Here is an 18647-nt window from a genome sequence, read left to right as displayed (position 1 = left end):
ATCTCAGGCGGCGGCGGAAAGGGGCGCGAGCGCCTGTTCGACCGTCGCGATCCGGGCGAAGCGGCCTGATAGCACCAGTTCCGTCCTGATGTGGATGTCCTCGGCAGAGAAGACTTTGCCCGAGGCATGCGTCATCGGGAAGGTCAGCGTGGCCTCGGTCACGAAGTCAACTTCGAAGCCGAGATCGGATGCGTGGCGCGACGTGGTCTCGCAGCACTGCTCGGTGCGAAAGCCCGAGACGATGACGCGGCGAATGCCGTTTGTGCGCAGCCAGGCGTCAAGCCCGGTATCGACCAGGGCGGAATGCACACCCTTGTGGAAGGTCACGTCCGGCGCAATCGTGATCTCGTCGAGTGTGCGGACAAAGCCGCTTTCAAGCGTGAAGGTAGCGTCGGTGTCGACGTGGAAGATCTGCACGATCGGCATGCCGGCCGACTTCGCGCCATCGATCAGCGCCTGCTGGCGGGACAGATAGGTGGGCAGTTCAGACGCGTCCCAATAGGGTGCCTGGCGAAAGCTCTCCTGAACGTCGACCACGATAAGGGCAGTGTCTTGAGCGGACATGTTCGTCTCCTGTCTTTGCGATGAAGACTAGCATAGATCCCTGGTTCATAGTCACCATGCGCTTGCCGGACGAAGAGCGGACATTTTCGGCCAAGCGTGACCTTCTCGGCGCAAGCTGATTGTCTGACAACCCGTTGCGCCCTGCCAGAGCTTCGCCTAATGTCCGCCCCGACATTTTGAGGAGGACTACAGATGCTGCGTTTCGGAATTCTGTCGACGGCCAAGATCGGTCGCGAGCTTGTGGTGCCGGCGATCCAGGATGCCGAAAACGCTGTTGTGACGGCAGTTGCGAGCCGGGATCTGGCCAAGGCGCGTGAGATGGCCGACCGGTTCTCGGTTCCCCATGCCTTTGGCTCCTACGAGGAAATGCTCGCCTCCGACCTCATCGACGCCGTCTACATTCCGCTGCCGACCTCGCAGCATGTCGAATGGGCGATCAAGGCGGCAGACGCCGGCAAGCATGTGCTCTGCGAGAAGCCGATCGCGCTGAAGGCTGAAGAGATCGACGAGATCATCGCGGCGCGCGAGCGCAACAAGGTGCTGATCACGGAAGCCTATATGGTGACCTACGCACCCGTCTGGCTGAAGGTCCGCGAATTGCTCGCCGAAGGCGCCATCGGCACGTTGAAGATGGTCCAGGGCTCCTTCACCTATTTCAACCGCGACCCCGGCAACATGCGCAACATCCCCGAACTCGGTGGTGGCGCGCTTCCGGACATCGGCGTCTATCCGACAATCACCACCCGCTTCGTCACGGGCAAAGAGCCGGTGCGCGTCCAGTCGACCATCGAGCGCGATCCGGACTTCGGCACGGATATCTATGCGAGCGTGAAGGCTGACTTTGCCGATTTCGAATTGAACTTCTACGTCTCGACCCAGATGGCCAATCGCCAGCTGATGGTCTTCCACGGCACGGATGGCTTCATCGAGGTGAAGTCGCCGTTCAATGCCGATCGCTGGGGCGCCGAGGAAGTCGAGCTCACCAATCGCGGCCATAACGTCTCGCAGATCTTCCGCTTCCCCGACAGCCGCCAGTACAAGCTGGAAGCCGAAGCCTTTGCCCGCGCAGTCGCCGGCACCAAGGGCGAGGTCGTCACGCTGGAAAGCTCGAAGGCGAACCAGAAGCTGATCGACGCGATCTATCGGGCAGCGGGCAAGGACGGCTGGGAAGCGGTGTAAGCCGCTTCTCGTCCCTCAGCGGCGAAAGACGTAGCGCGAATAGCCGAAGAAGCTGAACAGCATGGCCGCGATGGACGCAAAGACCAGCGCGGCATAGGGGCTGAGCAGCGGCGAGCCGATCAGAAGCAGGGCATAGACCCCGTAATTGATCAGCGATGTCACCGCGCCGATGAAGCCATAGCGAAAGCCTTCGCTGACAACAGAGCGTTTCGAGGCGCCGAAGGTGAAATGGCGGTTGAGCAGCCAGGTCGTGGTCATGGCAACCGCGATTGCCACGATCCGGGCGGCAAGCGGTCCGATTGGCGTGAAGGTCAGGCACAGCCAAAGCACACCGGCATCGACGAGAAAGCCGGTGGCGCCGACGACGACGAAGCGCAGGAACTTCTTCATGCCGCGCGGGACGAGCCGCCCTTGGCCGCAGTCTTGGCAGAACGCTCACGCTTCGGCTTTTCGTCCGCCGATACGGGCTCAGCCTGGACCTTCCCCGTGCTGAGGGCCGGCAGCGTCAGATAGTGGATCCTGAGCTGCTCGGCGCGCGAGCGCGCGACGGAATCGAGGATGAGCGCTGCCGTGAACGACAGGAAGGACATCATTGTCAGTGCCATCGCGGCAATCCAGGTCGGCATGCGCGAGACGAGGCCGGTGGTGAAGAACTCGTAGAGCACCGGTGCCATGAAGCCGAGGCTGACGCCCATCAGGCCGGCCGCGATCAGGCCGAAGAAGGCGAAGGGCCGCGTTTCCTTCATCAGCATGGCAAACATCCAGAGGATCTTGAAGCCATCCTTGAAGGTCGAGAGCTTCGAATGCGAACCCTCAGGACGTCGACCGTAATCGAGCTCGATCTCGCAGACCGGCAGCTTCAGCCGTGAGGCATGCACCGACATTTCCGTCTCGATCTCGAAGCCGGCGGAAACGGCCGGGAAGCTCTTCACATAGCGGCGCGAGAAGGCGCGGTAGCCGGAGAGAATATCCGTGAAGTCATTGCCGAACAGCACGCGGTACAGCAGGTTGAACAACCGGTTGCCGAAGGCATGACCGTTGCGGCCGGCATCATCATGCACGCCGCGCCGTGTGCCGACCACCATGTCGGCGCGCTCGGTGATCAGCGTGCGGATCAGTTCCTCGGCGTCGGCGGGTCCATAGGTCCCGTCGCCATCGGCCATGATGTAGATGTCGGCGTCGATGTCGCAGAACATCCGGCGCACCACGTGGCCCTTGCCCTGCCGGCGCTCGCGCACGACAGTCGCGCCCGCCAGCATGGCCTTCAGCGCCGTGCCGTCGGTCGAGTTGTTGTCATAGACATAGATCTTCGCCTCCGGCAGTGCCGTGCGGAAATCGGTCACGACCTGCCCGATCGTGGCTGCCTCGTTGTAGCATGGCAGGAGAACGGCGATGTCGAGGGAAGGGGTGGCCGCACGGCTCATGGGGACCTGCTCAAAGCGCTGGGGTTCGGGCAGCCCTAAGGCCACCATTGATTTTACTATTTCTTGAGAAGGTTAAGGCTAGGTTTCGGAGAAGATCAGTCTTTGAAATATGGTCTGCCGCTGAATTCCCGGAGGGGATATTGCCTGGCGGGCCTGGAGGTTTGACCAAGCATGGCCGACATTACCCTGCCGAGCGCGTCGAGACCCTCCACCACGCGTCGGCTCCTTCTCTGGACGCTGGTTTACGGCCTTGTCACCATGGTCGTGATTGCTCTGCTCAATCTGCCAGCCGCCAGTGATTATGTCGGCAGCGACAATGACGATGTCATGCGCCTGGTGCAGGTGCGCGATCTCTTGGCCGGCCAGTCCTGGTTCGACCTGACGCAGTATCGGCTAGGGCTCGACGGTGGCACCTTGATGCACTGGTCGCGCCTGATCGATCTGCCGATCGCGCTCTTGATCCGCGCCTTCGCCCAGATCGTGCCCATGGAACAGGCCGAAGCCTTGGCGCTTCTCGTTTGGCCGCTCATGCTAATCCTGCCGCTGATGGCAGCTATCGCGACCGCTGCGCGTCGGATCGGCGATAATGTCACCATGCATCTCGCTCTGCTGCTGACCTCCGTCTTCGTCATCACCGGCAATCGCTTCCTGCCAGGCTCGATCGACCATCACAATGTCCAGCTTGTCCTGGTCGCCACGATCGCAGCCGGCCTGATCGATCCCGCGCGCGGCGTAGCCGGGCATGCCCTTGCCGGCATCACGGCCGCTGCCGCCATCGCGATCGGCGCCGAAACAACGCCTTTCGTGGCAGCGGCCTGCGCCATTGTCGGTGTGCTGTGGGCCGTGGAAGGCGAGGATTATGCGAGAGCCGCCCGCGCCTTCTCGCTCACCCTTCTGGTCAGCCTCTCGGCCTTTTTCTTTGCGACGGTTCCGCCGTCACAATATGCCGATGTCACCTGTGACAGTCTGTCGGTCGGCTTTTACGCCGTGGTCGGCATCGGCGCCGCCTCGCTCTTCATCGCCACCCAGCTGCCGGGCATGGGCAATCTGCGCCTACGCATCGCAGCGATTGGCGTCACCGGTGTGCTCGTTGGCCTCGGTGCGGTGACGATCGCGCCGCAATGCCTGCAGAACCCGCTAAGCGAACTCGACCCGCTTCTGCAGTCCATGTGGCTTGCCGGTGTCATCGAAGCGCAGTCGTTCCTCGACCAGTTCGCCAAGGAACCGGCTGCCTTTGGTGGTTTTTATGCCGTCGGCTTCTTCGCGATCTGTGTCTGCCTTTTCCGCATCCTCAACGGTGACCGGGTGCGGCCCCACGCGATTGTCCTGGCACTGGTCGCTGTTTGCTGGCTGATCGCGCTCATCCAGGTGCGCGGTGCCATCTTCGCCAATCTGCTCGCCATCCCGCCCTTGGCCCTGCTGATCGGAGAACTGCGTCGCAAGGCGCGCGAAAAACCCGATCAGCTGGGGACGGGCCTGCTCTTTGCGCTCGCCGCCTTTCTTTCTGTCCCGAGCGCCTGGGCGCTGTTCGGCGTGCTCTTCGTCGAGGGCACGGCGGGCGTTACCAATCGGGTGAAGGGCCTGTCCCAGACACCGGCTGCAACAACCGAGCAGACAGCCGCCTGCGATGCTCCGGCCGGGTTTGCCGCACTCAACGACCTGCCGACCGGCGTGGTGGTTGCCGCCGCCGATATGGGCCCGGAGATCCTGCGCTTCACCCGCCACCGGGCACTTTCCGGTCCCTATCACCGTAACCAGGGCGGCATGCTGACGGAGCTGCATGTCGGCCTTTCCAAGCCCGAGGAGGCGGCAGCCTTCCTGCGCGGCGCGGGCGCGACGATCCTCGTCTTCTGCCCGGATTTCCCGCAGACGGAGAAGATCGCCCTGACCAAGGCCGATGGTCTCTATGCCGGCATGATGAAGGGCGAGGTGCCGGCCTATCTCCGACGGTTACCGGTCGACCCTTCCTCCAGCATGCAGATATACAGCGTCGAACTGCCCTGACGGAAAGCGCGGGATCACCGGCGTAGGCGGGCTGATCTCGCTCTGATTTTCCGCTAGGAAATGGCCATGAGCAATTTCTTCGACAGCGATTCGCCGACGAACCTCACCGAGTTCTCCGTTTCGGAACTCTCGGGCTCGATCAAGCGCACCATCGAAACATCCTTCGATCATGTGCGTGTGCGCGGCGAAATCTCCGGCTATCGCGGGCCGCATTCCTCGGGCCATGCCTATTTCAGTCTGAAAGACGACAAAGCCCGCATCGATGCGGTGATCTGGAAAGGCTCCTTCTCGAAGCTGAAATATCGCCCGGAAGAGGGCATGGAAGTGATCGCGACCGGCAAGGTCACGACCTTCCCCGGCTCGTCGAAATACCAGATCGTGATCGAGCAGATGGAGCCGGCCGGTGCCGGCGCCTTGATGGCGCTGATCGAGGAACGCAAGCGCCGCTTCACGGCTGAAGGTCTGTTCGACCCGGCGCGCAAGCAGCTTCTGCCCTTCCTGCCGAAGGTGATCGGGGTCGTGACATCGCCGACCGGTGCCGTCATCCGCGATATTCTGCACCGCATCTCCGACCGTTTTCCGGTGCATGTGCTGGTCTGGCCGGTGAAGGTGCAGGGCGAAGGCTCCGGCGACGAGGTGGCGAATGCCATCCACGGCTTCAACGCGTTCGAGCCTGGTGGGCCGATCCCGCGGCCGGACGTGCTGATCGTCGCGCGCGGTGGTGGCAGCCTCGAGGACCTCTGGAGCTTCAACGACGAGGCGGTGGTGCGTGCAGCCGCAGCCAGCACCATTCCGCTGATCTCGGCCGTCGGCCACGAGACCGACTGGACGCTGATCGACTATGCCGCCGATGTCCGCGCACCCACGCCGACGGGGGCGGCCGAAATGGCGGTCCCTGTCAAAGCCGATCTCGAGGCGCAGGTCTCAACGCTTGCCGCGCGGCTGTCCGGTGCGATGAACCGCCAGATGGACAATCGCCGGCAGAACCTGCGCAGCCTGGTCCGCGCGCTGCCCTCGCTCGACCAGTTGCTGGCCTTGCCGCGCCGCCGCTTCGACGAGGCGGCCGCCGGTCTCGGGCGCAGTCTCGAACTCAACACGATGAACAAGCGCCGCAGCTTCGAGCGCGCGGCGGCCAAGCTCTCGCCGGATATGCTGGCGCGGCAATTGGTGGAGCGTAAGCAGAAGCTGTCGGAGAGTGGTATCCGCGCCGAACGCGTTATCGAGCGCCTGATCGAGCGCAACAAGGCGCGCCTCGGCCGCTTCGACGCCACGTTGACGGCAGTTCCCGCGCGGCTGAAGGCGATGACGGAGCGCTCGAAGGACAGGCTGGAAAGCCTCGGTCGTCGTGCCGACAGTGCCGTGATGAACGACCTCCGCCGTGCGCGTCAGGCCCTGGTCTCGCAGGATCGCGTCCTGCAGTCGCTGTCCTACAAGAACGTGCTTGCCCGCGGTTATGCCGTGATCCGCGACGAAAACGATCGCCCGCTGTCCCGTGCCGAAGGACTTTCGCATGGCCAGGCGATCGCGATCGAATTCGCCGATGGCCGCGTTGCGGCCGTCGCCGGCGAAGGTGTAGCACCACCGGAATCGTCGGTAGCACAGCCGGCCCGGGCCGCAGCCGTGTCCAAGCCGGTGCGCAAGAGCGAGCCGCCGGCCGGGCAGGGCAGTCTGTTCTGATGGCCGCCCGGCGCTTTCTCGTCGTACTCGCCCACCCCCTGCCGGATAGCTTCGCCGCTTCTGCAGCGAAAACCGTGGTCGAGACGCTGGAAGCGAAGGGGCATGCGGTCGATCTGCTCGATCTCTATGCCGAGGACTTCGACCCGCGCCTGACGGCAGCCGAACGCGCCGCCTATATGGATCCTGGTTATCAACCGACGGCAGTCGCCGGCATCGTCGAGCGTCTGAAGGCGGCCGATGGTCTCGTGCTCGTCTTTCCGCAGTGGTGGTTCAACCTGCCGGCGATCATGAAGGGCTTCATCGACCGCATCTTCGTCCCCGGCGTCGCCTTCGGCCACGACAAGGCCGGCGGGCGGATCGTGCCGTTGATGACCAATATCCGCAGCTTCTGGGTCGTGACCTCGACCGGCTCACCCTGGTGGGTGGTGCATCTCTACATGGGCAATCCGGTCAAGCGCATCCTGAAGCGCGGCGTCGCCGCCTTTTGTGCCAAGGGCGTGGATTTTCGCATGCTCGCCATTCACGACATGGACCGTGCGACGGATGAGAAGCGCCGGAACTTCCTGACAATGATCAAGGCCGCTTTTGCAAGCCTCTAGGGCGTTTCGAAAGCCGTCAGATACTTCTTCAGCAGCCCGTCCAGAACCGTTCGCTCCTCCAGCGTCAGGGGCTCGACCAGGTGATGCTGATTTTCGACATGCTCGGTGACGGCAGAGTCGATCACCACGCGTCCCTTCTCCGTCAGTGCGACCAGCAGGGCCCGACGGTCCTCGGGATGCGGCAGCCGCTCCACCAGTCCCTGCTTCTCCAACTGATCGATCCGGTTCGTCATCGTCCCTGATGTGATCATCATCGTTTCCAGAAGATCCGAAGGCGTCAGCTGAAAGGGCGGGCCGGAGCGGCGCAGCGTCGCGAGCAGGTCGAAGCTCGCGCTGTTCAACCCGTGGCGCTGGAAGACCGTGTCATGCGCTCGCGAGATATGGGCGCGAAGCCGTCCGAGCCGTCCGATCAGCCCCATCGGTGTCACATCGAGATCCGGGCGCTCCCGGTTCCATTGGTGGAGGATCTGATCGACGGCGTCTTGATCGCTTTTGGTCATGAAGGCAGTTAGCGGCGAATGTATCTTGACGTCAAGATAAAACCTCCTATCTTCCGGTTACCTTGACATCGAGATACTTGACACGAAGATGAATTCGAAACGCTTGATCCTCGCGACAACCGCGCTTGCCCCGGCCATCTGGGGGACGACCTACGTCGCGACAACTGAGCTGCTTCCTGCTGGCTATCCACTGCATGTGGCGATGCTGCGCGCCCTGCCAGCAGGGCTTCTGCTGCTCCTTGTCTTCCGCACGCTGCCGCGTGGGTATTGGTGGTGGCGCGTCACGATCCTCGGTGCGCTGAACTTCACCTTCTTCTGGGCCATGCTCTTTATCTCCGCCTACCGCTTGCCGGGTGGCGTGGCAGCGACCGTCGGTGCCGTCCAGCCGTTGATCGTCATCGGCCTTGCGCGCCTGGTCATGGGGCGAAGGATCCGACCGGCTGCCGTGCTCGCCGCACTGGCCGGACTGGGCGGTGTCGGGCTGCTCGTGTTGACGCCGAGTGCGTCTCTCGACCCGATCGGCATAGCCGCCGGACTGGCCGGAGCGCTTTCCATGGCAGCCGGAACGGTGTTGACACGTCACTGGCAGCCGGATGTGCCGGCACTGACCTTTACGGCATGGCAGCTGACTGCGGGCGGCCTTCTGCTCGTCCCGCTCGCCCTTCTGCTCGAGCCGCCACTACCGCCGCTGACAGGCCTCAACATCCTGGGCTTCCTGTGGCTGGGCGTGGTTGGCGGCGCGCTCACCTACATCATCTGGTTCCGGGGGATCGCGCGGCTCGAACCCGCAGCCGTCGCCTCTCTCGGGTTCCTGAGCCCTCTTGTCGCCACTTTACTGGGCTGGTTGCTGCTCGGCCAGAGCCTCAGCCTGCCGCAGATTCTCGGCTTCGTCACGGTGCTTGCAAGCGTATGGATGGCGCAGCGGGCCAGTGCCGGATGAGGGTTTGGTTGTATTGCTGCAATTTACACTTTTGATTGAGATTAGGATCCGAATGAAAACCGATGGTTGACTTTCATTAGGATTGCCTCTATCTATTGCTCATCGATTGTTGCTTGCTAAGCTTTGGTTATCGCGCGGAACAGCCCGCGCCCTGTCGAACCTTCCTTTCAAAAATCGTTACCTCCACAGCGCATCCGCGCTGCGGCACTCTATGCGCTATGAAAGGGTTCATCATGACCACTGGCACAGTAAAATGGTTTAATTCCACCAAGGGCTTCGGCTTCATTCAGCCTGACAACGGCGGCCCGGACGCATTCGTTCACATCTCGGCAGTTGAACGCTCCGGCATGCGCGAAATCGTTGAAGGCCAGAAGCTGGCTTACGACATGGAGCGCGACAACAAGTCGGGCAAGATGTCGGCCTGCAACCTGCAGGCAGCCTGATAGATCCGGGATCCGCTTTCCTTTGACCACGGATGTACTGGCACTGTCGAAGGCACGATCCCACGGAAGGTCAGGCGGTTCGCCTGGCCTTTTTTTATTGCCCGCAAGGGTAGGGCTCCTGAAAGGAGACGACATGACCGAACAACTCACCAAGTCGCGCCAGACCGCCGAAATCGCTTTTGCGAAGACGCAGTCTCAGTTTCTCGCGCGCGGTCGCGCGATCGACGAGCAGGACGCGATCACCTCGGCGCGCGATGAGAAGACCATCCGCCTGCGCGAGGCTCGCCTCACCCGCGAACGCGAAGCGCGCGAAAGCGCCACGGCGGCTCTCGTCGCCAAGCGCGCACGCACCTGACCCCCTATTGTCCAAGAGATCGGAGCACCGATGAAATTCAGCAGAGACCATGGCCTGGCCGAACGCCGCACCACAGCAACAGACGCCAAGGCGGCATTGCTTCAGGCCTATAAGGCGGCACACGCCGCAGCCGACCCCGAACGCGAAGCCCGGATGGCTGAGCGCGTCGCACGCGCCGAAGAGCGCGAGCAGCGCCATGCCGAGCGCACACGCCTGAAGGCCGAAGAAAAGGCCCGCGCCGAACAGGAAGCCCGCGAACGCGAGGAAGCCCTGATTGCCGAGGCCAACGCCGAAAAGGACGCTCGCGAACACGCAGAAGCTTCGCGCATCAGCCGCGTTGTCGAAGACGAAGCAGCCCGCAAGGCCGAGCGCGACCGTCGTTACGCCGCCCGCAAGGCGCGCCAGAGCTGATCGCCAAGCTGTCGGATGAGCGATCGAGCCCATCCGTGAAGACAGGCCATCGCGACAGTCGGTGGCCCCCGCGATCTAAATATCGATGATGTGAAGATCGATTGCGCGCAATCGATCAATCTCATGTGATTATACTAGACAACTATCTTCATCATTGCCACATCTGCGCCTGAAGCCGGATGTGCTCCCAAGCATCCGGTCAAACGGAGCATGACCATGATGAAGAAACTTGTTCTCGCCGCAGCTTTGGCTGTGGCCACTGTCGGTGGCGTTTCAGCCCAGGCCGCGACCTATGTCGAAGCCGGCGGCTGGACACCCCGCGAAATCCTGTTCGGCAAGCAGTACAACGGCAATGTCACCGCCATTCGCGTTGATCGCGGCGGCTTTGATCGCCACACCTACCCGCAGCAGGCCATCTACCCGACCGGTAACAGCATGCGTCTGGCACAGGCTATGGTGACGGAAGACCCGAGCCTGTCGGCCGCCCTCGAAGTTCGCGGCATTGCCCCGCACAATGTGCTCTGGGTACAGACCGCGTTCAACGGCGGCAAGGTCGTCTACTATCGCTGATCGACCCGAAGCGCTGAAAACAAAACCCCGCCCTGGCGACAGGACGGGGTTTTTTGTTGTCTGTTGCTGAGGCGGGGGCTTAAGCCCACTCGCCCTTGCGCATAACCGGCACTTGCGAGCCATCCGCCCGGATGCCGTCGATATCGACCTTGTCCGAGCCGATCATCCAGTCGATGTGGATCAGCGAGGAATTGCCGCCCTGCGCCTTGATCTGGTCCTGGCTGAGCGAGGCGCCATCCAGGAAGCACTTCGAATAGCACTGGCCGAGGGCGATGTGGCAGGAGGCATTCTCGTCGAACAGCGTGTTGTAGAAGAGCACGCCGGAGGCCGAGATCGGCGAGGAATGCGGCACGAGCGCCACTTCGCCGAGGCGCCGTGCGCCGTCGTCGGTGTCCAGCACCTTGTTGAGCACGGCCTCGCCCTTGGAAGCCTTGGCCTCGACGATCCTGCCGCCTTCGAAGCGCACCTGGATATTGTCGATCAGCGTACCCTGGTGGCTAAGCGGCTTGGTCGAGGAGACATGTCCTTCCACCTTCAGCGCATGCGGGGTGGTAAAGACTTCCTCGGTCGGAATGTTCGGATTGCATGTCACGCCGTTCTTCGCCGTGGAAGCACCGCCGTGCCATTCGTGACCATCCGCGAGGCCAACCTTCAGGTCCGTGCTGGGGCCGGTGAAGTGTAGGGCAGCAAAGCGCTCGCCGTTCAGCCAGGTCGACCGCTTCCTCAGTTCCCCATTGTGCTCGGCCCATGCCGCGACCGGATCGTCGCGATCGACGCGCGAGGCAGCAAAGATGGCGTCCGCCAGCTTGCGCACGGCCTCTTCGATCGGCATGTCAGGGAAGACGAGCTTCGCCCAGGACGGGTTCGGATAGGAGCAGATGTTCCAGTTGATGTCGAAATTGGAGATGTGCTCCAGCGCCGGCTTGTAGGCGATCGAGGTCGCCTTGTTGGCGCGGCCCACCTTGGCAGGGTCTTCCTGCGACAGCAGCAGCGGATTGTCGCCGGCGATTGCCAGACGGGCGGCCCCGTTCTCATAGGCCTTGGCCATGCCGTCATAAAGCCAGTTCGGTGCGCGATCGAAGCTTTCGTCGTGACCATGGCGATAACGCGCAAGCGTCGTCTCCTCGTCGGAATAGAAGGTGGTGACCGTGGAGGCGCCAGCCTTGTAGGCGTGCTCTGTGATCAGTCGCACCAGCGGCACGGCGACCAGCGGAGCCGTCAGCACAAGGTCCTGGCCCTTTTGCAACTGCAACCCGACCTTGATCGCCACCTCGGCGAGCTTGTTGAGCTTGACTGGATCGATGGAGGCGGAGAGATCGGGGAGGGTCATGCAATACTCCAGGCTGGTGTTCTGTCCTTCGATCGAGCCATATTTAACTTATCGAAGAAGGGGCGTGTGATCTTAGATGGCAGTCGGGCAGAAATGATAAAGGTGTATCTAGATAACAATTGGTGGGATTTTCTGTTTTTCCACCAGCTTGATCTGGCAGTGGAGCTGCCTGCAGACCAGTTCGAAGTCTGGCTTGCTCGAGAATCTGAAATGGAGATCCCGCCACTGGAGGCGAAGAACCCTCAGCTTCATCTGTTTATTCAATTGACCCGCAAAAAGTGCAATGTTCGCACGGAAAGAATCCTTGGATTTGATGAGCCTGGCCTTCCCGAGAGCGAGCGGCGTTTCGGAGGCTTTGAAAACGACGTTAGGTGGGCCACTCAGGATGAGCATGAATACTGGAAAACGGTTCCGATAAAGGCGAGCAGTAAGAGGCCAAAAACTAAGCTCTATAAAGATGAAGCAGATCGTGCGCTCGCTGCGAGATCAATCGAATCGGTTGTCGTGACGTCTGATGCCATTAAGAGTGGCCCGCTGCGGGACGCACGATTAGAGGGGCGAAAAGTATTGCAGCTTCCCGATAAGGATAACATACCGCAAGGCTGGTCCCTAAGATCCGCGATTCTTAGTGTCTCAGAGGGTCAGCCTTAGCTCGCTCAGGTAACCAGCGGCGCCGCAATCGCGCCAAGAGCCTTCAACGCATCCTGCGGCGAGAGCCGCACCTGCAACCCGCGCTGACCGCCATTCATGTAGACGAGCGCCTCATCCATGGCCGAGATCTCGATGGCCGTCGGCACCTGCTTTTTCTGGCCGAAGGGGCTGATGCCGCCAACGACGAAGCCCGTGAGCTTCTCGGCATTGGCCGGCTTCATCATCGCTGCCGATTTGCCGCCGAAGGCGCTCGCCAGCTTCTTCATCGAGACCTCCTTGTCGGAGGGCACGACCACGCAGACCGGTTTGCCATCGAGCTCCGCCATCAGCGTCTTCAACACCCGCGACGGATGCTCGCCGATTGCTTCCGCCGCCTGCAGCCCGATGCGTTCGACATTCGGGTCATAGTCATAGGTCGCGGTGGTATAGGCGACGCCGGCCTTGTCGAGAAACTGCGTGGCGCGGGTGGTCTTGGCCATGCGTTTAGGCCTTGAAGGTCTGCTGATAGATCTCGGGCTTGAAGCCGACCGTGAGCTTGCCGTCCACATCCAGCACCGGCCGCTTGATCATCGACGGCTGCTCCAGCATCAGCGCCTTGGCTTTTGCCGCGTCGAGGTTCTCTTTCTGCCTGTCGTCGAGCTTCTTGAACGTCGTGCCGGCCTTGTTGAGCAACACTTCCCAGCCGACTTTGCCGATCCAGCCGTCGAGTGTAGACGCGTCGATGCCCTTGGCCTTGTAGTCGTGGAAGTCATGCGCCACGCCTTGGCTCTCGAGCCAGGTGCGCGCCTTCTTCATCGTGTCGCAGTTCTTGATGCCGTAGATGGTGGTCATGCCGCATGTCTCCTGTTCGGGATCGACGGATAGCAAGACGATCACACGGCTGGCAAGCCGACCACTTGGTCTCGCGGCACACTCGTTGGAAAGTCTTTGCAGGCCCGGCATAAAACGGGTTGATCGATCGCCTAGAGCGGGCCAACTTGTACCGTCAGGAGAGGATGCTGGATCATGGTGACCAACCACGCTTTTGCGGTGTTCGAGACAAAGAGTGGCACCTGTGCGATCGCCTGGACCAATGCAGGCATTTGCGGTTTTCACCTGCCGGGCGACGAGCCGGAGCAGGCAGAGCGCGCCATTCGTCGGCGCTTCACGGGTGCGGAGCGCTTGTCTCCGACCGTGGACATCGCAGTCGTCATCGATCGTGTGCGAGGCTACTTTGAAGGTGAACGCAGCGACTTCTCCGACCTGCCTCTTGACCTCTCTGCCCAGACGGATTTGTTCCGGCAGATCTTTCTCGCCACCCGCCGTCTCGGCTGGGGCAGCACGACGACCTATGGCGGCCTCGCCGGAGAGCTTCAGCTTGGGCCGGCGGGCGCCTGGACAATCGGCCAGGCCATGGCCAAGAACCCCATCCCGCTCATCATCCCGTGTCACCGGGTTCTGGCGGCAGGGCGAAAGATCGGCGGCTTTTCCGCCCCCGGCGGATTGGACTCCAAGCAGCGTATGCTGGAGCTGGAAGGTGTCGAATTGCCCGACACGACCCCGGCCCAGCAGTCTTTCGGCTTTTGAGAAGGGGCCAAGAAAAAAAACGGAGGGCGATGGCCCTCCGTTCTATTGTCGCTGTCAGCGTTAAGGGCTGCGCCTCATTCCCACTCGATCGTGCCTGGCGGCTTCGACGTCACATCGTAGACGACGCGGTTGATGCCGCGGACCTCGTTGATGATGCGGGTGGCAGCCCGTCCGAGGAATTCCATGTCGTAGTGGTAGAAGTCGGCGGTCATGCCGTCGACGGAGGTGACGGCGCGGAGCGCGCAGACAAATTCGTAAGTGCGGCCATCACCCATGACGCCGACGGTCTGGACCGGCAGGAGAACGGCAAAGGCCTGCCAGATCGCGTCGTAGAGGCCAGCCTTACGGATCTCATCGAGGTAGATGGCGTCGGCTTCGCGCAGGATGTCGAGCTTTTCGCGGGTGACGCCGCCCGGGCAGCGGATGGCAAGGCCCGGACCCGGGAAGGGGTGGCGGCCGATGAAGCTATCGGGCAGGCCGAGCTCCTTGCCGAGCACGCGCACTTCGTCCTTGAACAGCTCACGAAGCGGTTCGACGAGCTGCATTTTCATGCGCTCGGGCAGACCGCCGACATTGTGGTGGCTCTTGATCGTCACCGATGGGCCGCCGGTAAAGGAGACGCTTTCGATGACGTCGGGATAGAGCGTGCCCTGGCCGAGGAAGTCAGCGCCACCGAGCTTCTTGGCTTCGTCCTCGAAGGTCTCGATGAACAGGCGACCGATGATCTTGCGCTTGGTTTCCGGGTCGGAAACACCTTCCAGCTCGCCGACGAACTTGTCGACGGCATCCACATGGATGAGGTGCAGGTTGTAGTGTTCCTTGAACATGGCAACGACATCGGCTGCCTCGTTCTTGCGCATCAGGCCGTGGTCGACGAGGATGCAGGTCAGCTGATCGCCGACGGCCTCGTGGATCAGGAGCGCCGCGACCGACGAGTCGACGCCGCCCGAGAGCGCACAGATGACACGCTTGTCGCCGACCTGGGCGCGGATCTGCTCGACCGCCTTCTGGCGATAGGCATGCATCGTCCAGTCGCCCTTCACGCCGGCAATGTTCTGCACGAAGTTCTGAATGAGCTTCGCGCCATCGGGGGTGTGAACGACCTCAGGATGGAACTGAACGGCGTAATACTTACGCGCTTCGTCGGCGATGAAGGCAAACGGCGCGTTGGCCGAGGTGGCGAGCACCTTGAAGCCCGGCGGGATCGCGGTGACGCGGTCGCCATGGGACATCCAGACCTGGTGGCGCGAGCCGACCGACCAGAGGCCGCTGAACAGGTCGCAATCCTGTTCGACCTCGAGGAAGGCGCGACCGAATTCGCGGTGATGGCCGCCTTCGACCTTGCCGCCGAGCTGGGCGCACATGGTCTGCTGGCCATAGCAGATGCCGAAGATCGGAAGACCGCTGTCGAACAGCACCTGCGGCGCGCGGGGGCTTCCCTCATCGAGCGTGGAAGCAGGGCTTCCCGACAGGATGATCGCCTTGGGCTTCAACCGGTGGAAGCCTTCTTCGGCGGACTGGAAGGGGACGATTTCGCAATAGACGCCGGATTCACGAACGCGGCGGGCGATCAGCTGCGTTACCTGGCTGCCGAAATCGACGATGAGAACACTGTCGGGATGTGCTGTCTGGGTCATGGCGAGCCTTTAAAGAAAACGGGCCCATCTTTCAATGGCAGAATGCCCAGAGAATCTCGATTTTTTGTGCGCCTGCTCAGAACCAGAAGACGCCGTCTTCCAGCGCCGTCTGCAGGCCGTCGACGGCAAGCGCCAGTTTCTTGTCGATGATATGCAGATATTGCGTCCAGTCGTCGATGTGGTTGACGTCGTGGCGGCCATCCGAGATGCCGCGTAAACCGATCAAGGGAATGCCGAAGCTCTGGCAGGCGCGCAGGATCGCGAATGTCTCCATGTCGACCATCTCTGCGTCGATCGACTGGTAAGCAGCACCCGAAACGACATTCGCACCGGTCGACAGCGTGGCCGCCGGAATGCCCGGAATGCGCAGCGGCAATTCGACGGAGATGGGAAGATCGAGAAACGGCGTTTTGCCCTTCTCGAAACCGAAGGCGGAGGCATCCATGTCGCGATAGGAGACGGCCGAGACCTGATAGATCTCCGCCTGTTCCAGCGTCGCGGATCCAGCCGAGCCGAGCGAGACGACGAGGTCCGGCAGGTCGTCATGGCTGGAGAGGCGGGCGAGTTCCTTCGTCAGCACGACGGCGGCTTCGACCGGTCCGACGCCGGTCATCAGCGGTGAGATGCGGGTGCGCAGGAAGACGCCGTATTCGGCATCCGCCGCCATCACGAACAGCACGCTTTTGCCGGCGATCGACTTCATCTCGTAGGTCATCCGGAAATCCCCTCCCGCCCGCGGATGACCATCATCGTGCTGGTCATCGAGGCAATCAGCTTGGCCGGCCCGTCGGTCAGCGCATAGCCGCGACCATCGGCAACGATGATGTTGGAGCCGGGCTTGGTGATCTCGCCGCGAAATAGGAAGCGCTCGCCGCGCCCCGGCGACATCAGGTTGACCTTGAATTCGATGGTGAGCAGGGAGACCTCAGGCGTCGTCACCGTGTAGGCCGCATAACTGCAGGCGGTGTCGAGTGCGGCGGAGATCACGCCGGCATGCAGAAAACCGTGCTGTTGGGTAAGCTTGCGGTCATATTCGAGCTCGATCTCGACAACGCCTGGGCTGACGCGCGACAGCGATGCGCCCAAAGTCTCCATCGCCCCTTGGCGCGCGAAACTCTGCCGAATCCGCGCCTCGACGGTCTCCTGATCGTAGTCCACCATGCCTTGTCCCCTTCGGCGGCGAAATTGGCATGGTCGTTCGGGGCAGGCAAGCCGCCGAACGGCAAATTCAGTTCAGCCAGGCGATGGAAAGATTGAGAATGCCGGCGAAGGTGACCCAGGCAAGATAGGGCACGAAGAGCAGCGTCGAGATGCGGTCGATGGGCCGGGCCTTTACCATGAAGGCAATGATCGTCACCAGCATGCCCACGATGACGGCAAGCGCCAATTCCGGGTTCTGCAGGCCGAAAAAGGAGGGCGACCACATCAGGTTGAAGGCCATCTGGGCGAACCAGAGCTGCATGGCCGCCGACTTGGGCGCGCGCTGCCAGATCCGGGCGCCAGCTATGCCGATCAGCACGTAGAGCGTGGTCCAGACCGGACCGAAGAGCCAGGGTGGCGGATTGAAGAAGGGCTTTTCGAGGGACTGGTACCAGTCGCCAGGCATATTGGTGAGGCCCGCCAGCAGGCCTGCGCCGACGACGAAACCGATGAAGAGGACGTAGCTCAGGATCTTGGACATGGATGTCATCTAGTGTTCCACGGCGGGTTCTGCCAGCCTTCAGAGGCGGATGATATGCTGGTCCCAGGCGACGGAGCTTTTTCGATCGAGGAAATCGCCGCGATAGGAGGAGACGGCAAAACTCTTTGGCGAGGGGGCAATGCCGGCCGCATCCGCCAGCACGGTCTCCGAAATCAGCCGCCCATCCTTGCCATCGAGTACGGCCCAGAGCCCGTTTTTCGGGGAGGCGATGCCGACGAGGCCTTCTGCCCGGTTGACGGCGATGGCGCCGACATAATTGCCGAGCCGGTCCGTCGTCTCGTCAGGCAATTGCACGTAGGAAACCGGCTCACCCTTTGAGAAATATCCAACAAGCGGCGGCCGATCGGTGCGCGGCCCCTCATACTGGCAGGCGAACCAGATCCGGCCGTCGGCGGCCACATCGAGATGCCGCGTGGAGAGCTGGCGGAGTTCCGGGGGCAGTGTGTGTTTCTCGATCAGCGCGCCGGTCTTGGCATCGGCCAATACCAGCGAGGGCTCCATATGGTCGAGATTGAGCTTGGTGCGGCCGAAATCCGGATGCGTCTCGATCCCGCCATTGGCGATAACCAGCAGGCCGTCTGCCGTGACGGCGATGTCATGCGTGCCGATGCCATGGGCCGGAACCTCGCCGACGCGCTCGAAGCCGGAAATGCAGTCATAGATCCCGATCACGCCGGCATTGGCATCGAAGTCGTTTTCGCTCGCATAGAAGAGACGGCCATCGGGCGAAAAGGCGCCGTGGCCGAAGTAGTGGCGGCCTTCCGAAGCGGCGATGATGCGCGGCTCAACAGCCTTCTTGGCATCGAAGATGACGGCGAAGGTTCCGGGCCGGCGTGCAAAGGCCACCGAAAGCCCGTTTGCAGCACTATGGCAGAGCCCGTGGATACGGCCCGGCAGCGCGATCTCGTCGATCAGGCCGCCCGCCTCGCTGACCAGCCCGATGGCAAATCTGCCGTCGGGGCGCTTGAGGCCACTGGCATAGACCGCATCCGTACGCTCAAGCGCAAAGGCCGACCGGGCGCCAAGCCCAGCGACGAAAGCGAGGCCGGCGGAGCGCAGGAAGACACGGCGATCGATCAGCGGCGTTGATATCAT

General features: G+C 62.2%; 23 protein-coding genes. 11 read left to right on the top strand and 12 right to left on the bottom strand.

The window, feature by feature from the left end:
* Positions 1-3: 3 nt before the first annotated feature.
* Complete coding sequence (locus AC02Y0_RS17260; protein WP_476380073.1) at positions 4-564, bottom strand: isochorismatase family protein; 561 nt, start codon at positions 562-564, stop codon at positions 4-6.
* A gap of 192 nt (positions 565-756) precedes the next feature.
* Between AC02Y0_RS17260 and AC02Y0_RS17255 the strand changes: the two genes are divergently transcribed.
* Complete coding sequence (locus AC02Y0_RS17255; protein ID WP_476380072.1) at positions 757-1743, top strand: Gfo/Idh/MocA family protein; 987 nt, start codon at positions 757-759, stop codon at positions 1741-1743.
* Between the two features lie 15 nt (positions 1744-1758).
* Here the strand turns inward: AC02Y0_RS17255 and AC02Y0_RS17250 are convergent, their stop codons facing one another.
* Both AC02Y0_RS17250 and AC02Y0_RS17245 read right to left on the bottom strand, forming a co-directional pair.
* Entirely contained in the window at positions 1759-2133 is a 375-nt protein-coding gene (locus AC02Y0_RS17250) for a GtrA family protein (RefSeq protein ID WP_476380071.1), read from the bottom strand.
* On the bottom strand, positions 2130-3167 hold the full coding sequence (locus AC02Y0_RS17245; protein WP_476380070.1) for a glycosyltransferase: 1038 nt from the start codon (positions 3165-3167) through the stop codon (positions 2130-2132). The genes AC02Y0_RS17250 and AC02Y0_RS17245 overlap by 4 nt, the downstream gene beginning before the upstream one ends.
* A 171-nt stretch (positions 3168-3338) precedes the next feature.
* On the opposite strand from AC02Y0_RS17245, the gene AC02Y0_RS17240 reads away from it, so the two are divergent.
* From AC02Y0_RS17240 to AC02Y0_RS17230, 3 genes are all read left to right on the top strand, one after another.
* Positions 3339-5171, top strand: coding sequence for a hypothetical protein (locus AC02Y0_RS17240; protein WP_476380069.1), 1833 nt, complete (start codon positions 3339-3341; stop codon positions 5169-5171).
* A 66-nt stretch (positions 5172-5237) separates the two neighbouring features.
* Positions 5238-6848 carry an exodeoxyribonuclease VII large subunit gene (xseA, locus tag AC02Y0_RS17235; RefSeq protein WP_476380068.1) on the top strand — a complete coding sequence of 537 codons (1611 nt, stop codon included), beginning with the start codon at positions 5238-5240 and terminating at the stop codon, positions 6846-6848.
* Positions 6848-7447, top strand: a complete 600-nt coding sequence (locus tag AC02Y0_RS17230) for an NAD(P)H-dependent oxidoreductase (RefSeq protein ID WP_476380067.1) — start codon at positions 6848-6850, stop codon at positions 7445-7447. The genes xseA and AC02Y0_RS17230 overlap by 1 nt, the downstream gene beginning before the upstream one ends.
* Here the strand turns inward: AC02Y0_RS17230 and AC02Y0_RS17225 are convergent.
* Positions 7444-7947 carry a MarR family winged helix-turn-helix transcriptional regulator gene (locus AC02Y0_RS17225; RefSeq protein WP_476380066.1) on the bottom strand — a complete coding sequence of 168 codons (504 nt, stop codon included), beginning with the start codon at positions 7945-7947 and terminating at the stop codon, positions 7444-7446. The two genes, AC02Y0_RS17230 and AC02Y0_RS17225, sit on opposite strands and share 4 nt — an antisense overlap.
* 88 nt (positions 7948-8035) lie before the next feature.
* Between AC02Y0_RS17225 and AC02Y0_RS17220 the strand changes: the two genes are divergently transcribed.
* From AC02Y0_RS17220 to AC02Y0_RS17200, 5 genes are all read left to right on the top strand, one after another.
* Positions 8036-8887, top strand: a complete 852-nt coding sequence (locus AC02Y0_RS17220; protein ID WP_476380065.1) for an EamA family transporter — start codon at positions 8036-8038, stop codon at positions 8885-8887.
* A 233-nt stretch (positions 8888-9120) separates the two neighbouring features.
* A complete protein-coding gene (locus AC02Y0_RS17215; RefSeq protein ID WP_006725042.1) occupies positions 9121-9330 on the top strand; it encodes a cold-shock protein in 210 nt (69 codons plus the stop codon).
* Positions 9331-9463: 133 nt separating this feature from the next.
* A complete protein-coding gene (locus AC02Y0_RS17210) occupies positions 9464-9685 on the top strand; it encodes a hypothetical protein (protein WP_102020697.1) in 222 nt (73 codons plus the stop codon).
* Between the two features lie 30 nt (positions 9686-9715).
* Positions 9716-10096 carry a DUF6481 family protein gene (locus tag AC02Y0_RS17205; RefSeq protein ID WP_102020698.1) on the top strand — a complete coding sequence of 127 codons (381 nt, stop codon included), beginning with the start codon at positions 9716-9718 and terminating at the stop codon, positions 10094-10096.
* 216 nt (positions 10097-10312) lie between these two features.
* A complete protein-coding gene (locus AC02Y0_RS17200; protein ID WP_476380064.1) occupies positions 10313-10666 on the top strand; it encodes a hypothetical protein in 354 nt (117 codons plus the stop codon).
* A 79-nt stretch (positions 10667-10745) separates the two neighbouring features.
* Here the strand turns inward: AC02Y0_RS17200 and AC02Y0_RS17195 are convergent, their stop codons facing one another.
* Entirely contained in the window at positions 10746-11996 is a 1251-nt protein-coding gene (locus AC02Y0_RS17195) for an aminopeptidase (RefSeq protein WP_476380063.1), read from the bottom strand.
* Positions 11997-12062: 66 nt separating this feature from the next.
* Between AC02Y0_RS17195 and AC02Y0_RS17190 the strand changes: the two genes are divergently transcribed.
* Positions 12063-12647 (top strand): hypothetical protein, encoded by a 585-nt coding sequence (locus AC02Y0_RS17190; RefSeq protein WP_476380062.1) that lies wholly within the window; start codon positions 12063-12065, stop codon positions 12645-12647.
* Positions 12648-12652: 5 nt separating this feature from the next.
* On the opposite strand, the gene ybaK is transcribed toward AC02Y0_RS17190, so the two are convergent.
* Positions 12653-13126 carry a Cys-tRNA(Pro) deacylase gene (gene ybaK, locus AC02Y0_RS17185; RefSeq protein ID WP_476380061.1) on the bottom strand — a complete coding sequence of 158 codons (474 nt, stop codon included), beginning with the start codon at positions 13124-13126 and terminating at the stop codon, positions 12653-12655.
* 4 nt (positions 13127-13130) lie between these two features.
* Complete coding sequence (locus tag AC02Y0_RS17180) at positions 13131-13478, bottom strand: ArsC family reductase (protein ID WP_476380060.1); 348 nt, start codon at positions 13476-13478, stop codon at positions 13131-13133.
* A 171-nt stretch (positions 13479-13649) separates the two neighbouring features.
* Here AC02Y0_RS17180 and AC02Y0_RS17175 point away from each other — a divergent pair, with 171 nt between their 5' ends.
* A complete protein-coding gene (locus tag AC02Y0_RS17175; RefSeq protein WP_476384068.1) occupies positions 13650-14213 on the top strand; it encodes a methylated-DNA--[protein]-cysteine S-methyltransferase in 564 nt (187 codons plus the stop codon).
* Positions 14214-14287: 74 nt separating this feature from the next.
* On the opposite strand, the gene guaA is transcribed toward AC02Y0_RS17175, so the two are convergent.
* From guaA to AC02Y0_RS17150, 5 genes are all read right to left on the bottom strand, one after another.
* On the bottom strand, positions 14288-15850 hold the full coding sequence (gene guaA, locus AC02Y0_RS17170) for a glutamine-hydrolyzing GMP synthase (RefSeq protein WP_148168436.1): 1563 nt from the start codon (positions 15848-15850) through the stop codon (positions 14288-14290).
* A gap of 76 nt (positions 15851-15926) precedes the next feature.
* Complete coding sequence (locus tag AC02Y0_RS17165) at positions 15927-16565, bottom strand: 5'-methylthioadenosine/S-adenosylhomocysteine nucleosidase (RefSeq protein ID WP_476380059.1); 639 nt, start codon at positions 16563-16565, stop codon at positions 15927-15929.
* Positions 16562-17011, bottom strand: coding sequence for a PaaI family thioesterase (locus AC02Y0_RS17160; protein ID WP_444558527.1), 450 nt, complete (start codon positions 17009-17011; stop codon positions 16562-16564). Before AC02Y0_RS17160 ends, AC02Y0_RS17165 begins: the two co-directional genes overlap by 4 nt.
* A gap of 67 nt (positions 17012-17078) precedes the next feature.
* Complete coding sequence (locus AC02Y0_RS17155) at positions 17079-17531, bottom strand: TspO/MBR family protein (protein ID WP_476384067.1); 453 nt, start codon at positions 17529-17531, stop codon at positions 17079-17081.
* A gap of 39 nt (positions 17532-17570) precedes the next feature.
* Positions 17571-18647, bottom strand: a complete 1077-nt coding sequence (locus tag AC02Y0_RS17150) for a DUF1513 domain-containing protein (RefSeq protein WP_476380058.1) — start codon at positions 18645-18647, stop codon at positions 17571-17573.

The organism is Allorhizobium sp. nf9_anc, assembly GCF_056323085.1.
This window is presented reverse-complemented; position numbering and strand designations above follow the sequence as displayed.

Coding starts and splice junctions, on each gene's coding strand:
- AC02Y0_RS17260 (WP_476380073.1), bottom strand. CDS start 564: ATGTCCGCTCAAGACACTGCCCTTATCGTGGTCGACGTTCAGGAGAGC.
- AC02Y0_RS17255 (WP_476380072.1), top strand. CDS start 757: ATGCTGCGTTTCGGAATTCTGTCGACGGCCAAGATCGGTCGCGAGCTT.
- AC02Y0_RS17250 (WP_476380071.1), bottom strand. CDS start 2,133: ATGAAGAAGTTCCTGCGCTTCGTCGTCGTCGGCGCCACCGGCTTTCTC.
- AC02Y0_RS17245 (WP_476380070.1), bottom strand. CDS start 3,167: ATGAGCCGTGCGGCCACCCCTTCCCTCGACATCGCCGTTCTCCTGCCA.
- AC02Y0_RS17240 (WP_476380069.1), top strand. CDS start 3,339: ATGGCCGACATTACCCTGCCGAGCGCGTCGAGACCCTCCACCACGCGT.
- xseA (WP_476380068.1), top strand. CDS start 5,238: ATGAGCAATTTCTTCGACAGCGATTCGCCGACGAACCTCACCGAGTTC.
- AC02Y0_RS17230 (WP_476380067.1), top strand. CDS start 6,848: ATGGCCGCCCGGCGCTTTCTCGTCGTACTCGCCCACCCCCTGCCGGAT.
- AC02Y0_RS17225 (WP_476380066.1), bottom strand. CDS start 7,947: ATGACCAAAAGCGATCAAGACGCCGTCGATCAGATCCTCCACCAATGG.
- AC02Y0_RS17220 (WP_476380065.1), top strand. CDS start 8,036: ATGAATTCGAAACGCTTGATCCTCGCGACAACCGCGCTTGCCCCGGCC.
- AC02Y0_RS17215 (WP_006725042.1), top strand. CDS start 9,121: ATGACCACTGGCACAGTAAAATGGTTTAATTCCACCAAGGGCTTCGGC.
- AC02Y0_RS17210 (WP_102020697.1), top strand. CDS start 9,464: ATGACCGAACAACTCACCAAGTCGCGCCAGACCGCCGAAATCGCTTTT.
- AC02Y0_RS17205 (WP_102020698.1), top strand. CDS start 9,716: ATGAAATTCAGCAGAGACCATGGCCTGGCCGAACGCCGCACCACAGCA.
- AC02Y0_RS17200 (WP_476380064.1), top strand. CDS start 10,313: ATGATGAAGAAACTTGTTCTCGCCGCAGCTTTGGCTGTGGCCACTGTC.
- AC02Y0_RS17195 (WP_476380063.1), bottom strand. CDS start 11,996: ATGACCCTCCCCGATCTCTCCGCCTCCATCGATCCAGTCAAGCTCAAC.
- ybaK (WP_476380061.1), bottom strand. CDS start 13,126: ATGGCCAAGACCACCCGCGCCACGCAGTTTCTCGACAAGGCCGGCGTC.
- AC02Y0_RS17180 (WP_476380060.1), bottom strand. CDS start 13,478: ATGACCACCATCTACGGCATCAAGAACTGCGACACGATGAAGAAGGCG.
- guaA (WP_148168436.1), bottom strand. CDS start 15,850: ATGACCCAGACAGCACATCCCGACAGTGTTCTCATCGTCGATTTCGGC.
- AC02Y0_RS17165 (WP_476380059.1), bottom strand. CDS start 16,565: ATGACCTACGAGATGAAGTCGATCGCCGGCAAAAGCGTGCTGTTCGTG.
- AC02Y0_RS17160 (WP_444558527.1), bottom strand. CDS start 17,011: ATGGTGGACTACGATCAGGAGACCGTCGAGGCGCGGATTCGGCAGAGT.
- AC02Y0_RS17155 (WP_476384067.1), bottom strand. CDS start 17,531: ATGTCCAAGATCCTGAGCTACGTCCTCTTCATCGGTTTCGTCGTCGGC.
- AC02Y0_RS17150 (WP_476380058.1), bottom strand. CDS start 18,647: ATGATATCAACGCCGCTGATCGATCGCCGTGTCTTCCTGCGCTCCGCC.